Origin of the sequence: Nesterenkonia pannonica, from assembly GCF_019575955.1 — a bacterium.
Taxonomy (GTDB): Bacteria; Actinomycetota; Actinomycetes; order Actinomycetales; family Micrococcaceae; genus Nesterenkonia; species Nesterenkonia pannonica.
Genome location: NZ_CP080575.1, coordinates 1655533 through 1669041 on the forward strand (window position 1 = coordinate 1655533; position 13509 = coordinate 1669041).

Consider the following 13509-nt stretch of genomic DNA (forward strand, 5'->3'; position numbering starts at 1 on the left):
GTTCCGGCACCGACTTCTGTGTAGAACGCGGGAATACCAGCACCATTACGCGCATACGCTCCACAAGGATTCCCTGCGGAACCACCTCAAACTCCAACGTGCTTAAGCAGAATCTGCTCCTCGGCCAAGGTGGGCGGCCCGGGACGGGAGGAGAAGCTGGCGACGAGCATGGAGATCTGTTCGTTCTCGGCCAGCAGCTGCGCGGTCGGCGCCCCCTGGCTCCCCAATCCGTTGCAGTAGACGGTCAGGTCACGTGCGCCCTGGTCCTGAAGGGCTTCCAACAGGGTGGAGGAAGCGGTGGGAGATGCCGAATCCGGCGACCGCCACTGAGGCTCCGTCTGGGATGTCCGCCACGGCTTCGGCAGCGGTTGAGACGACTTTGTCTTCCATGAAGGGTCTCCAAATGGTGTCGAGGAATGTCACGTAGCCGAATAGACAGGAAGCAGGCCCGAGTCCAGGGCTGACCTGGGGTGCTGCGCCGCATCACTGCTTCTTCACCGTGTCGGCCCCGGCTGCGCCGGTGCTGCGCATCGCGAATCCCCACCGTCGACCGAAAGAACCTGCCCGGATATCCACCGAGCCTGGTCTGTTGAGAGGAAAAGGGCAGCCGAGGCGATGTCCCATGGGTTTCCCTCAGTCTGAAGAGCAACATTCTTCCGACGAACCTCCCGCAGCTCTTCGTCCATGCCGCGGGCCGCGAATGCACCCCAAATCATGCCTACGCGAATGCAGTTGACTCTGATGCCTCTCGGGGCCAAAGTGGCCGCGGCTCCTGTCGTGAGCTTCTCCACGCCCGCTTTCGCCACGCTGTAGGGCATCGCTGGACCGCGCCCCTCCGCGGCCCCCGACGAGACAGTGACGATGGAGCCTCCTGCCGTCATATGGGGCTCGGAAGCGACCATGAGCCTCCAGGCAGATTTCAGGTTCAGGTCGAATGCTCGGTCCCAGTCCTCCTCCGAAAGGCCGAAGACGCTTGTTGCGCCTCCTCCGCCGATGGAGGTCGCAACCACGTCAAGCTTCCGAACTCCTCGGCAGCAGCAGCGACCGCTGCGGACGTAGAAGCTTGTGAGAGGACATCCGTCTCGAACGCCTTGGCAGTACCACCATCTTGTTCGATGGCTGCGACCGTCCGTTCGGCGGCCACGAGATCCAGGTCGAGCACAGCGACCTTCGCTCCGGCTCTGTGGTAGAGCCACGCCAGGGCAAAGCCCACGTTGCCCAAGGGGCCGGAGAGCCCGCCCCGGCGACCGCCGCTGTCCTTCCGGCCAACCACTGAGCATCGGATGAGGCCAGCGGGTCACTGAGAGGGACGGGAAACTCTTGGTTCGACATTGAACACTCCTTGATCATGTGAAAGGGACGAAGCGCTATGCTCCAGAGTTCTCGACCGGGAAGGATGCCGCTGACCAGTCGGAGAAGACTCGCACCACCATAGAGATCGCAGCGTTCGGGGATCCTGCGACCACGATGGGGAGAGCCTTGGGGCTGTTCTCGGCGAACACGCGGTGAAAATGCTCGTCATCAAAGGGACCGTCCGGCTGCTTCGCGCCGAGCCCCTTCCCCACCGACTTCAGCTGCTGCTCGGTCTTCCCGCAGTGCTCCACCAACCATTCGCGCACATCCTGCTTGGAGTAGCCTGCCGTCGCCAGCACACGGGCATGGTCCGGGTTCATCACGATGCCCACGGAGGAGTGTCTGAAGATCCAGGGGCCTGACCGGGAAATGGTGTCCGCGAAGTCCCGCAGGATCTCAACAGGTTCGTGGAAGTGCCGGTTGTCAAGGAACTCACAGGTGCGGACGAGCATTGTGCTCACTCGGCTCTCGCCAGCGGCGGCGCCCAGCTCCACCGAGAGCGGCTCCCATGGGGAGTGCTCCTCATCCTCGCCGATGAGCTGACTCCAGCGACCCGGAACACCCTGGGTTGCCTGTTCGAGCTCATGGGGCAGCAGCCCGAAGCTGTTGCGGACCGTCAGGCCGACCGCTCGTGGGATGGTCATGTTGGGACGAAAGCCGGGACCGTACACGCCCCCGGTGCTGTTGATGCCCAGCTGCTCGCGAATCGGTCCATTGACAATGACCCAGGGTGCGGGGCCGGAGGTGGACTGCCATCCGCCGCCCAAGGCCGCACGTTCGTTCGTCAGCGCATCCCAGGTGGCCAGCACGACAGGGAAGTAATCCGGCCGACAGCCCGCCATGACGGCATGCACGGCGACCTCGCGCACCGTGGCTGTTCTCTTGAGCTGCGGCAGCTTAGCGATGACCTCATCATGGGATCGCGACGTCTGAGCGAGAAATTCGTCGACGTGCGCTTCCGTGGCAGGCAGAACGGGCAATCCGTCTGACCAGCCGTGTTCGTAGAGGTAGTCGCTTACTCGGTGCGCATTCTGAGGATCGAGCTCTACCGCCTGTTGAGCGTTCACTAGGCTCCCTTTCAACCGTGTCGTGCGAGCAGATCGAGTCTGGGTCCGCTCAGCCCATGTGGCACGTATCACTATCCATGGAGGCCGGGAGAGGTGTCATGGACACTTCCGTGCCATGGAATGGCGTCAGGGGCGGCCGCTCAGTGTTCGTTGGGCAGGACGACACGGTCCAGGGTGTAAGGCGTGCCAGAGAGCGCCTCGCCCATGATTGCCTCCATCACCGGCGTGGGAGACAGGCAGTCGGCGCAGGCCTCGGGCCCTGCCTCGATCTCCACCGTCACCTTCTCCTCCTCGTTGAGGGACCATTTCAGGTGGTAGTCGTCCTTCTCCATGGTCTCGCGGAAGTTGGCAAGCGCCTGATCGACCGACGAGGAGTAAGCAGCGTTCTGGTCGTTCATAGTGGTGCTCCGATTCTGAGTTCCGCGGTGACGTTCACCGCGCGCCGCGCACGAGCGGCACTTCGAATATGGCCCTCCACGTGACGGATGGGAAAGGACTTCCCGTGTGCTGGAAGGGGACTTTTCCGATCGAGCCAGGCGCTCACCGGAGCCCGGGTCGTTTCACCCTTCCACCCTGAGGAAGTGACGTGCACCACATTTCGACTTGTGAGCATCATGGACTACCAGGACATCTCCTCACCGGGGCTGCCCAGAGCGAAAATGATGACCGAAGGGGGCTCATGAGCACCACCGTTGATGCGCCGGGACTTGCCGAGCAGGCGCTGGAAACCATTCGAACAAAGGCTGTCGTCTGCTACGAGGGCGGACAGCCGTGGGAGCTGACCGAGTTGGAACTCGATCCCCCAAAGGCCAACGAAGTCAGGGTCAAGTGGTACGCCGCTGGCCTCTGCCACTCCGATGACCACATCCAGAAGGGCGATGCCCCGATGCGCATGCCGGTCGTCGGCGGGCACGAGGGAGCTGGCGTAGTGGACGCGGTCGGACCCGGTGTAACCAGGGTGGAATTGGGGACCACGTTGTGGCGTCCTTCATCCCGGCGTGCGGCAACTGCCGCTACTGCTCCTCCGGTAAGCAGAATCTGTGCGACGACGGCAAGAACGCCGGGATCGGCATTCTCAAGGACGACACCTTCCGTTTTCACAAAGACGGAGTGGACTACGGCGGGCTGTGTGTGCTCGGCACCTTCACTCAGTTCTCGGTGGTCTCTGAGGCCTCTGTGATCAAGATCCCCAAGGACATTCCGTGGGAAGTGGCCTCACTGTGCGGCTGCGCCGTTCCCACCGGCTGGGGCACCGCGGTGCGGGCGGCTGGAGTGCAGGCGGGTCAGACGGTCGTCATCTACGGCGCCAGCGGCGTCGGCGCCAATGCGGTGCAGGGGCTGCCATGGCTGGTGCCGAGCGCGTCATCGTGGTGGATCCGGTGGAGTTCAAGCGGGACATGGCGAAGGTCTTCGGCGCCACGCACACCTTCGAGACAGCGGAGGAAGCCTTGGAGTTCGTTCGAGGCATCACGTGGGGCGAACTTGCGGATCATGCGCTCATCACTGTCGGACAGCTGCACGACAAGGTCATCGCCGACGCGCTGAACATCATCGGCAAGAGCGGACAGGTCACCATCACCGCGGTGGGTCCGGGCAAGATCAGGGCCAATCCTGGCCAGTTCATCGGCTACCAGCGGCGCATCAAGGGTCACGTCTACGGCGCCTGCAATCCGCTGGTCGACGTTCCCGCCTGCTGAGCATGTATCAGGTAAGCAAGCTCAAGCTCCATGAATTGGTGACCCGCACCTACAGCCTCGAAGAGGTCAATCAGGGTATCAGGACATGCTCGACGGCAAGAACATCCGCGGGTCGTCCTCATCGACCACGACGACTGATCAGCACCTCTCCTCATGAACAGAATTGACGAAGGACACGCATTATGACTGCCACAGCAGAAGCACCTCTGGACCTCGACCCTGAACTCCTCATCAGCGGAGCCCAGCTGATCGGCGGCGAATGGGTCCCCGCCTCCAGCGGGGAGACCATCGAGGTCATCAACCCCGCCAACGGCAACGTGATCGCCACCATCCCACGCTCCGATGCAGCAGATGTGGACCTTGCGGTCCAGGCCGCAGAGAAGGCCCTCCCGCCTGGCGCGATCTCAGCGCCACGCGCCGAGCCGATCTCATCTTCGCGTGGGCGGACCTCGTGGAGCAGAAGGTCCAAGAGCTGGACCAGCTCGAGTCCCAAGAAGTCGGTCGACCCGCGAGGGGCATGGTTCCCATGGCGAGCCAGCTTCGCTTCATCGCCGGGCAGGCGGACAAGGTCCAGGGCGTGTCCTTCCCACCCACTCCCTGACACCCTTGGATTCACGCTGCGGGAACCCTTCGGCGTCGTAGGCGCCATCATTCCGTGGAACGCCCCGGGCCCATGTTCGCTGTCGAGGTGGGCGCCGCCATTGCGGCAGGGAACACCATCATCATCAAGCCTGCCGAAGACGCCCCGCTGGCAGCCCTTGCGCTGGCCAAGCTTGGCGTTCAGGTAGCATACCGGCTTACGTCATCAACGTGGTCACCGGCTACGGGGCCGAAGCTGGAGCCCCCATTCCGGCCCACCCAAAGGTCACGCGCATGGGGTTCGTCGGCTCGCCGCAGACTGGACGCGCAATTATGGAGTCCTGCGCCAAGAATCTCACTCCGCTGCACTTGGAGCTGGGCGGCAAGTCACCGCAGGTGGTCTTCGACGACGCCGACCTGGACCGGGCCATCTCCGGCATGGCATTCGCCATCACCATCAACACCGGTCAGGTCTGCGCGGCCGGGTCGCGCGTGGTGGTTCAGCGCAGCATCCATCAGGAAGTGGTGGAACGCCTGGCAGCGGAACTGCAGAAGACCACGATCGGCCCCTGGTACGAGAACGTGAGCATGGGGCCGGTGGTGAACCAGAAGCAGTATGAGCGCGTGCTGGGGTACATGGATGTCGGCCGACAGGAGGGCGCCGACCTCGTGATCGGCGGCGGCAAGCCATCCGGTGACAAGTACGCGAACGGGTTCTTCGTCGAGCCGACGATCTTCGACAAAGTGGATCCCGACAGCCGCCTGGCACAGGAGGAGATCTTCGGTCCTGTTCTCTCGGTGATTCCGGTCGACGACGATGACGAGGCCCTCCAAGTCGCGAACAACACCGAGTACGGACTCGTGTCTTCGGTGTGGACAAGCGACACCGGACGCGCCGTGAAGTTCGCCCGCGGACTGCAGGCCTACCAGGTCGGCATCAACAGCCCTATCGGCGCTTGCGTCATCGGCGGGCCTTTCGGAGGCTACAAGAACTCCGGCTTCGGCCGAACAATGGGAGCCGACTCCGTCCTGGAGTGGACCCAGGTCAAGACCGTTTCAATCCGCTGAAGTGAGGCTGCGTACAACTCATGACTGACACCATTACTACTCGCGCCGCCGTGACCCATCAGGCGCACACCGGCTGGGAGATCACCGAGCTGGAGCTCGACGCACCCAAGGCCTTTGAGGTGCGCATCAAGTTCTACGCCTCGGGGCTCTGCCACTCCGATCATCACATCACCGAAGGCGATGCTCCGGTGCGTATGCCAGTGGTGGGAGGACACGAAGGCGCTGGGATCGTCGAATCCGTCGGCGAGCACGTCAGGCGCGTCAAGCCGGGGACCGAGTGGTGTGCTCGTACATTCCTGCCTGCGGCACCTGCCGACCATGCTCGGAGGGCCATCAGAGCATGTGCGTCAAGGGTCTCAATGTTAAGCACCGGCATGTTCCTCGACGGCACATTCCGATTCCACAAGGACGGCGAGGACTACGGGGATTCTGCTCACTGGGGACGTTCTCCCAGTACGCGGTGGTGTCCGAGTACGCCGTCATCCCGCTCTTCGACGACATTCCCTTCGACCTGGCGTCGATCTCCGGGTGCGGAGTGCCCACCGGTTGGGGCTCAGCGGTGTACGCCGCGGAGTCCGTGCCGGGCAGACTGTCGTCGTCTTCGGCGCCATGGTGTGGGCTCCAACGCGGTTCAGGGAGCACGCTACGCAGGCGCTCGAGACGTCATCGTGGTGGATCCCGTGGAGTTCAAGCGCGAAAACTCCAAGACATTGGGCGCCACTCATGCCTTCGCCGACGCTGCGGAAGCACACGATTTCGTCGTCGCCCATACCTGGGGCCAGCTGGCTGACCATGTCATCCTCACCCCGCACATCGTGACCGAGGAGATGGTCAACGCGGCAGTCCAGATGACCGGAAAGGGCGGCAAGGTCACCATCACCGGCATAGGCCGCGGAGAGGCCGTCACGCTGCCCGGCGGCTTCCTGATCGGGTACCAGAGAGAGATACGCGGGGCCCTCTTCGGCGACTGCAATCCCACCTACGACATTCCGCGCCTCCTCCGGATGTACATGGAGGGCGACCTCAAGCTCGACGAACTCATCACCCGCCGATACACCCTCGACCAGGTCAACGATGCTTATCAGGACCTCATTGACGGCAAGAACATCCGCGGTGTGATCATCCACGAAGAAGAATAGGAACACAGCCGTGACACCGAATGGAATCCTGAACCCCACCCAGGTCTCAGCCGGGGCCGATGAGTCGGCGAAAGCCTACGCACAGAGGACCTCCGAGCTCAAAGGGCTCCGTGTTGGCCTGCTGGACAACACCAAGCACAACGCCCTCCTCTTCCTCCAGGAGGTGGGAAGCCTCCTCACCGAAGAATACGGCGCCAAGGAGGTGAGCATCGTAGAGACCAAGCAGAACTTCTCGGTGCCGGTCGATGGAGACATCATCGACCGTTTCAAAGAGTCTTCTGACGTTGTCGTGATCGGCATAGGCGACTGCGGTTCGTGCAGTGCCGCAGCAGTAGCCGACGGCATTCAATTCGAAGGAGGCGGCCTGCCCGCAGCGGTGGTCATCACTGATGCATTCGATACGACGGGCAGGTCTATGGCCAAGATTCAGGGGGACGCCGAGTATCAGTGGATCACCACGGAGCATCCTGTCGCGCCGCTGAGCGAGGACGAGGTCAAGGAGCGCGCACGTCAGCTGACGCCCTCCATCGTTGAGACCCTGACCTCCGCCTGACCACACTCACACATCACGAGGGAGCAGACATGGCTGAAATGGTGCGCGCCGCTGTCCAGACCGAACCACGAACGATCGAGATCCGCGAATACCCACGTCCCACCATCGGGCGCGACGATGGACTGATTCGCGTGGAGGCCAACGGAATCTGCGGGTCCGATGTCGAGATATTCAGCGGTGAGCTGGGCGGCGCCCGTGGCCCGTTCATCCCTGGTCATGAACCGATGGGAATCATCGAAGAGCTGGGCGAGCTCGCCTCCGAGCGGTGGGGCGTCGAGGTCGGAGACCGCGTGGGCCTGGAAGTCATTGTGCCGTGCCGCCAATGCAGGGACTGCCTGATCGGCCGATACCAGGCATGCCGCTTCCGGCAAGGCGGACACGGTGTGACGCCGGTCGCGGTGGAGCCCATTCTGTGGGGCGGCTTCGCGGAGTACATGTACCTCTCCCCACCTCGGTGATGCACAAGATCGACAAGAGTCTGCCTGAGGAGATCGCTGCCATGTATAACCCCATCGGCGCAGCGTCCGATGGGCGGTCGATCTGGGAGGGGTGGGCCTGGGCGACACGGTGGTCATTCTGGGAGCGGGCCAGCGCGGCCTCGGAGCCGTCATCGCCGCCAAATCTGTAGGGGCGTCGAAGGTCATCATCACCGGCCTGGAGAAGGACCAGCACAAACTGGCTTTGGCCCAGGAGCTCGGGGCCGACCACGCCGTCGTGGTCGACGGCCCAGATGCCGTGGACATTGTTGAGTTCGTCGGGGATGTCACCCACGGCGCAATGGCTGACGTGGCCGTCGAACTGACTCCCATGGCGGCGGGTCCGGTGAACGATGCTCTCAGATCCGTCCGGCACGGAGGAACGGTGGTCTTGGCGGGGCTGAAAGGGGGCGGGAGATCCCCATGGTGACGGACACCATCATCCAGCGCGGACTGACCTTCAAGGGCGCGTTCGGAGTGGACGCTCCCGCGCAGCGCAAAGCCATCGAGATCATCGAATCGGGGCGCTTCCTCTGGAGAAGCTTCACACCCACACCTTTGGGCTGGAAGAGGTGGGCGAGGCCATCGACGCTCTGTCAGGCAGGGCAGGCAGCGGCGATGCCGTCCACGTCTCCGTTCATCCTCACAAGAACTGATCGGGAGAGCACTGATGATCGTTGACGCACATGCCCACTATCTGCCCAAGGACTACCCGGCAGACGCACCCGCCTGCTTTCCCGCCATGGAAGCCGTGCCCGACAGCACTGATCGGCAGCTGATCTTCGGACAGATGAGGTTCCGGGCGAAGGACGTCTTCTTCGAAGCAGAGAAGCGCCTGGAGGCTCAGGACGCTTCCGGGGTGGACGTCGAGGTGATCAGCCCCATGCCTCCCCTGCTGCGCTATGACCTTCCGTCACCGGACGGACTGGCGCTTGCCCGTCACACCAATGAGTTCACCGTCGAGCTGACCTCGCATTCGCCGCAGCGACTCATCGGTCTCGGCATGGTCCCCATGCAGGATCCAGAGGCAGCCACGACGGAGCTGAAGCACATCAAGGAGATGGGCCTCGCCGGGGTGGAGATCGCCTCCAATGTGCTGGGCAGCTCCATCGGCGACGAAAAGTTCCTGGAGTTCTTCAAGGAGCTGGAGCGCTTGGATCTGGCCCTCTTCGTCCACGCTATGCCCTCCCCAATGACCGACTCCCGATGTCTGCCATGGGCACCTACGTAGTCGGCATCGAGGGCATGTATGCGGCCGCGTCGCTGATCCTCGGCGGCACAGCAGCTGCCTGTCCGAACCTGCGCGTCTCCTTCAGCCACGCCGCCGCATGGCTTCCCCATGATGCTTCCCGCGCCAACTATTTCTGGGGCGGCTCATGGAATGAGGAGCCGAAGAACCTGGAGCGTGCGGTAATGCCGGATGATGGACCTTCGCCTCTGGAATACGCCAGGCGCTTCTACTACGACTCGATGGTCTTCGACCGCCGGACCATCCGGTACCTCATCGACCTCCTCGGCTCGGACCGTCTCATGGTCGGCTCAGACTTCCCGGCCATGCTGCGCGAGGAGCTTACCGCGAAGACGCTGAAGTCCATGGATCTGCCTGCCGCCGAGTGGGAGAACATCAGCCATCACAATGCCTACCGATGGCTGGGCCTGTCAGCCTGACGCCGATCGTCGACCCGTGCCCGCAGAAAGCTCTGCAGGCACGGGTCATGTGCGTTCGTGGGCGTCCTCCCGGACTCCCGTATTGCACTTCCTCCCGACGGAAGGAATGTGATTCGGCTCACACACATCCGTCAGGCTTTGAAGACCGGAGGAACATACTCCGGTGGATGCTCGGGAAGTACTCCGCACTATCGTTCTAAGGGGAACTTGTCATGAGGGACACAGACTCGTCAGCACGTCAGCCCGCCTACCTGCGGCTCCTCACGGTCGCCGCAGTGGGAGCCCTAGCGCTCGTCTCGTGCGGCGACGACGGGGGCGGCGCCGCTGGCGGGGACGGCAACGGCGACGGCAGCGCCAACGGCAATGGAGAAGAAGCTTACGAACCGCAGCAGGGCGGGGAGCTCACCGCGATTCTGGACGCAGCCTTCGCCGGAGACTGGTCCACGGGCCTCGACCCCGCCAGGAGCAACAGTGTAGGCGCCAACCTGGGCCAGAACGCGGCAATCTTCGGCGGGCTCTTCCTTCTGGAGCCCGAAGAGAACGGGGAGGGCGCAGAGCTTGTGCCGAACCAGGCCGAAAGCGCGGAGTGGTCGGAGGACGAGCTCACACTGTCTGTCACCCTCCGCGAGGGGATTGAGTTCTCGGACGGCACGCCGATGGACGCCGACGCCGTCGTGTGGAACTGGATTCGAGCGATCAGCTGGGGCAGCACTGCCACCGTGAACGTGGACTTCGACTTGGAGCGGGAAGCACCCGAACTGGACGACGAATGGTTGGACAGCCTCTTCGACGCCCTTCCCGATGACGTGGACGAAGATCTCATCATGTCTCGGCTGGGCGCCATTCAGGCGGTCGATGACAGGACTGTGGAGATTCACCTGTCGAACCCCAACGCCGCGCTGCTCAATGGCTTCCCAGGAACGAACCTGAACTATGTCGGCTCACCCACAGCCTACGCAGAATCGGGCGGGGAAGAGTTCAGCAGGTCACCCGTGGGGGCAGGCCCCTTCATCGTCACGAGCAACCAGCAGAATGAGCGGCTGGAGATGGAGCGCAACGACAACTACTACCAGGACGATCTCCCTACCTTGACGCGCTGAACTTCCAGTCCGTCGGCGGTGACCAGGTCGCGTACCAAACGATCCAAGCTGGTCAGGGAGACGTTGTTGAAGGTCTGAGCGACGTGAACCTCATCGACGAAGCTGAACAGAACCCAGATCTGAGCGTCCACCTTGGTGCTCCCACCTCCCCGTATGTGGTTCAGCTGAACACCCGCACCGAGCCCTTCGACGATGAACGCGCTCGCGAGGCCATCTACTACGCCACCGACTTTGAGGCCATCAATGAGGGGCTCTTCAACGGCGAGGGTGACATGAGCGAGTCCTTCACCGCCTCCGGCGGGCTGTTCCACCACGCAGAAGTGCCCGGCTACCGCGAACACGACGTCGAGCGGGCCGCCGAGCTGGTGGAGGAGATCGGCGGCCTGGAAGTGGAGCTGAGCACCACCGATCTCTCCACAGCACGGCAGGTCACCACAGCGCTGCAGACACAGTGGCAGGAAGCAGGCATCGATGTGACCATCAACTCCGCTGGTTTGGGGGACATCATCACCAACTTCGTCGGCGGGGAGTGGGAATCCGTCCTCCAAACCGCCGCGCGTGGGACCCTGCCGCCGGCATCGGCGTGAACGTCCGCTTCGGCTCGACCTCCCCATACAGCGGCACGCCGCTGCCTGAGGGCGCTGAGACCATGGAAGAAGCACAGGCGGAAGGCTTGGAGACCGAGCTTGATGAGCTGCTCAATGAGGCGGCCTCCACGACTGACGAAGATGAGCGTCAGGAGCTCTATGAGGAGATCTCCGAGTACATCTCAGAAGAGGCCTACGCACCCTTCGGCCCCGCCTTCAGCCCCGCCCAGGTAGTTCGCGATGGCGTCTATGGTCCGGGGCTGACTGAACCCATCCCCGCCCTCGCGGTGAACCAGCAGGTCCTCTACGACCGCGTCTGGATAGAGCAAGAATGACCTCGAAAGCCGACACGCAGGTCACCAGCCCTCGGTCCAAGAAGCACAGCAGCTTCTTGGGCCGGGCGGCTTACTCCCCGCTCCTGAGGCTCATCGGCCGCAGGGTCCTGCTGGCCGTACCGCTTCTCCTGGCAGTGAGCATTCTCGTCTTCATCCTGCTCGAAGCCATGCCGGGGATCCCGCCCGGAATGAGGCCTGCATGGACGCCACGGAGGAGCAGGTCCAGGCGGTGCGCGAGCGCATGGGGCTCGACTGTCCGGCTCCCGAACGCTACATCACCTGGCTGTTCGGGTTTCTCCGAGGTGACCTCGGCGTCTCATCCGTGAACGGCCGACCGGTCGCCGAGCTGCTCTCCGAGCGACTTCCCGTGACGCTTGAACTGGTCGGGCTGGCGTTCGTGCTCTCGGTGGCGCTGGCTCTGCCGGTCGCTCTTCTTGCGGCACGTAAGCCCGGAGGAATCGTCGACCGGCTCATCATGGTGCTCTCCATGACTCTCCTCGCCATACCCAACTTCGTGATGGCTCTGCTTCTTGTTCTGGTCTTCGCAGTGACCCTGCAGATGCTGCTTACCATCGGCTATGTTCCTGTCCAGGTCAGCCTGATCGACAATCTGCGCTCCGTCACCCTGCCGGTGCTGGCTCTCGCCATCCCGATGGCATGCTTCTACGCTCGCTTCCTTCGAGGTGATCTGGGCGAGCAGCTGCTCGGAGCCACTACATCGATACAGCTCGCGCCAAAGGCGCAGGCATCTGGCGGATTCTCTGGCTCCATGCATTCAGGAACTCCAGCTTCGGGCTGCTCACACTCGTGGGACTGAACATCGGAGCACTCATCGGCGGAACGGTCATCATTGAGCAGATCTTCGCCATGCCCGGCATGGGAATGCTGATGCTGCAAGGCGTGATCAGCCTGGATCTTGCGGTCGTGCAGAGCTGCGTGTTCATCTTCGCGGCCGTCGCAATATTCGCCAACCTCTTCGTCGACATCATGTATGCCGTTCTCGACCCTAGGATTCGATATGGCAGTCACTAGTGCACCAACCAGGCCCGAACTCGGAGCCGCCGCCCCTGCTCCGACCTCACCGCGAGCTAGGCTGTTCGCTGGTCCACGTTCAGGCGCCGCATGATCACTTGATTTCGGGCAGCACCGTCGTACTGCTGATCCTGCTCTGCTTCGTGGGGCCGTACGTCCTGCCGCTGCACTCCCGGTCGGGGGCAGCGTGCTGGACAGCGCACTGCCCCCGGGTCCCCGGCCACCCTCTGGGCACCGACGTCAACGGCAACGATGTCCTGTCGCGGCTCATCCACGGCGGCCAGGCCTCTCTCACCGTCGGCATCGGCGTCAACGTCATAGGCTTGGTGGTCGGCGGATCGGTCGGAGCGATCTCGGGCTATCTCGGAGGAAAATCCGACACCGCGATCATGAGAGTCCTGGATGTTCTTATCGCGTTCCCTCACTGGTCCTCGTGATCGTGTTGGCCCAGGTCTTGGGGCCGAGCCTGCCGAACACCATCATTGCCCTGACAGCATTCAGCATTCCCGCCGTGGCGCGCATCGCACGCTCATCGACGATGAAAGTCATGAGCATGCCGTATCTGCAAGCGGCTCAATTGGCAGGCAGCCCGTGGTGGCGCATTCTCTTCCGCCACATCGTTCCCAATATTGTGCCGCAACTGACGAATTTCCTGATGCTTGGCATGGCGATAGTGATCGTCACGGAGGGTGCACTGTCCTTCTTAGGCCTGGGCATCCCGCACCCAACCCCAGTTGGGGAAACATGGTCTATGAGGCCCAACAGTCAATGTCCGCCACCCCGCAGCTTGTGCTGTGGCCTGCCCTGGCACTCTTGGTGACCGTGCTGTCGTTCAACCTCTTGGGCGAGAGCATT

The 13509-nt window shown here is 63.0% G+C and carries 20 protein-coding genes and 1 pseudogene; 16 read left to right on the top strand and 5 right to left on the bottom strand.

From position 1 onward, the window contains the following. Nucleotides 1–86: 86 nt before the first annotated feature. The 5 genes from K0H76_RS11900 to K0H76_RS11920 all read right to left on the bottom strand — a co-directional run bounded on the left by K0H76_RS11900 (nucleotide 87) and on the right by K0H76_RS11920 (nucleotide 3333). Entirely contained in the window at nucleotides 87–281 is a 195-nt protein-coding gene (locus K0H76_RS11900) for a hypothetical protein (RefSeq protein ID WP_258933118.1), read from the bottom strand. Between the two features lie 644 nt (nucleotides 282–925). Next, the gene (locus K0H76_RS11905) at nucleotides 926–1273 is read right to left on the bottom strand and encodes an SDR family oxidoreductase (RefSeq protein WP_258933119.1); all 348 of its coding nucleotides are present in this window, start codon (nucleotides 1271–1273) and stop codon (nucleotides 926–928) included. A 94-nt stretch (nucleotides 1274–1367) separates the two neighbouring features. Next, entirely contained in the window at nucleotides 1368–2420 is a 1053-nt protein-coding gene (locus K0H76_RS11910; RefSeq protein ID WP_258933120.1) for a hypothetical protein, read from the bottom strand. Nucleotides 2421–2560: 140 nt separating this feature from the next. Continuing rightward, the gene (locus K0H76_RS11915) at nucleotides 2561–2818 is read right to left on the bottom strand and encodes a hypothetical protein (protein WP_258933121.1); all 258 of its coding nucleotides are present in this window, start codon (nucleotides 2816–2818) and stop codon (nucleotides 2561–2563) included. 221 nt (nucleotides 2819–3039) lie between these two features. After that, nucleotides 3040–3333, bottom strand: coding sequence for a hypothetical protein (locus tag K0H76_RS11920; RefSeq protein WP_258933122.1), 294 nt, complete (start codon nucleotides 3331–3333; stop codon nucleotides 3040–3042). A gap of 430 nt (nucleotides 3334–3763) precedes the next feature. Between K0H76_RS11920 and K0H76_RS11925 the strand changes: the two genes are divergently transcribed. From K0H76_RS11925 to K0H76_RS12000, 16 genes and pseudogenes are all read left to right on the top strand, one after another. Next, nucleotides 3764–4117, top strand: a complete 354-nt coding sequence (locus K0H76_RS11925; protein WP_258933123.1) for a zinc-binding dehydrogenase — start codon at nucleotides 3764–3766, stop codon at nucleotides 4115–4117. 182 nt (nucleotides 4118–4299) lie between these two features. Further along, nucleotides 4300–4905, top strand: coding sequence for an aldehyde dehydrogenase family protein (locus tag K0H76_RS11930; protein WP_258933124.1), 606 nt, complete (start codon nucleotides 4300–4302; stop codon nucleotides 4903–4905). A 22-nt stretch (nucleotides 4906–4927) separates the two neighbouring features. Then, nucleotides 4928–5764: an aldehyde dehydrogenase family protein gene (locus K0H76_RS11935; RefSeq protein ID WP_258933125.1), complete on the top strand. Its 837-nt coding sequence runs from the start codon at nucleotides 4928–4930 to the stop codon at nucleotides 5762–5764. Between the two features lie 20 nt (nucleotides 5765–5784). Next, nucleotides 5785–6903 carry a zinc-binding dehydrogenase gene (locus tag K0H76_RS11940; protein ID WP_258933126.1) on the top strand — a complete coding sequence of 373 codons (1119 nt, stop codon included), beginning with the start codon at nucleotides 5785–5787 and terminating at the stop codon, nucleotides 6901–6903. A gap of 10 nt (nucleotides 6904–6913) precedes the next feature. Further along, entirely contained in the window at nucleotides 6914–7456 is a 543-nt protein-coding gene (locus K0H76_RS11945) for a UGSC family (seleno)protein (protein ID WP_258933127.1), read from the top strand. A gap of 29 nt (nucleotides 7457–7485) precedes the next feature. Further along, nucleotides 7486–7914, top strand: coding sequence for an alcohol dehydrogenase catalytic domain-containing protein (locus K0H76_RS11950; RefSeq protein ID WP_258933128.1), 429 nt, complete (start codon nucleotides 7486–7488; stop codon nucleotides 7912–7914). Nucleotides 7915–8005: 91 nt separating this feature from the next. Next, nucleotides 8006–8362: a zinc-binding dehydrogenase gene (locus tag K0H76_RS11955; RefSeq protein WP_258933129.1), complete on the top strand. Its 357-nt coding sequence runs from the start codon at nucleotides 8006–8008 to the stop codon at nucleotides 8360–8362. Beyond that, a complete protein-coding gene (locus tag K0H76_RS11960; protein WP_258933130.1) occupies nucleotides 8356–8613 on the top strand; it encodes a hypothetical protein in 258 nt (85 codons plus the stop codon). The genes K0H76_RS11955 and K0H76_RS11960 overlap by 7 nt, the downstream gene beginning before the upstream one ends. Continuing rightward, a complete protein-coding gene (locus K0H76_RS11965) occupies nucleotides 8603–9163 on the top strand; it encodes an amidohydrolase (protein ID WP_258933131.1) in 561 nt (186 codons plus the stop codon). Before K0H76_RS11960 ends, K0H76_RS11965 begins: the two co-directional genes overlap by 11 nt. Next, nucleotides 9148–9600: an amidohydrolase gene (locus tag K0H76_RS11970; RefSeq protein ID WP_258933132.1), complete on the top strand. Its 453-nt coding sequence runs from the start codon at nucleotides 9148–9150 to the stop codon at nucleotides 9598–9600. The genes K0H76_RS11965 and K0H76_RS11970 overlap by 16 nt, the downstream gene beginning before the upstream one ends. A 212-nt stretch (nucleotides 9601–9812) precedes the next feature. Further along, nucleotides 9813–11287, top strand: a pseudogene (locus K0H76_RS11975) (ABC transporter substrate-binding protein). After that, nucleotides 11284–11622 carry a hypothetical protein gene (locus K0H76_RS11980; protein WP_258933133.1) on the top strand — a complete coding sequence of 113 codons (339 nt, stop codon included), beginning with the start codon at nucleotides 11284–11286 and terminating at the stop codon, nucleotides 11620–11622. The pseudogene K0H76_RS11975 and the gene K0H76_RS11980 overlap by 4 nt, the downstream one beginning before the upstream one ends. Before the next feature lie 199 nt (nucleotides 11623–11821). Then, nucleotides 11822–12439, top strand: a complete 618-nt coding sequence (locus tag K0H76_RS11985) for an ABC transporter permease (protein WP_258933134.1) — start codon at nucleotides 11822–11824, stop codon at nucleotides 12437–12439. After that, complete coding sequence (locus tag K0H76_RS11990; protein ID WP_258935402.1) at nucleotides 12379–12654, top strand: ABC transporter permease; 276 nt, start codon at nucleotides 12379–12381, stop codon at nucleotides 12652–12654. Before K0H76_RS11985 ends, K0H76_RS11990 begins: the two co-directional genes overlap by 61 nt. Nucleotides 12655–12797: 143 nt before the next feature. Next, complete coding sequence (locus K0H76_RS11995; protein ID WP_258933135.1) at nucleotides 12798–13091, top strand: hypothetical protein; 294 nt, start codon at nucleotides 12798–12800, stop codon at nucleotides 13089–13091. After that, nucleotides 13088–13474: an ABC transporter permease subunit gene (locus K0H76_RS12000; protein WP_258933136.1), complete on the top strand. Its 387-nt coding sequence runs from the start codon at nucleotides 13088–13090 to the stop codon at nucleotides 13472–13474. The genes K0H76_RS11995 and K0H76_RS12000 overlap by 4 nt, the downstream gene beginning before the upstream one ends. Nucleotides 13475–13509 lie beyond the last annotated feature (35 nt).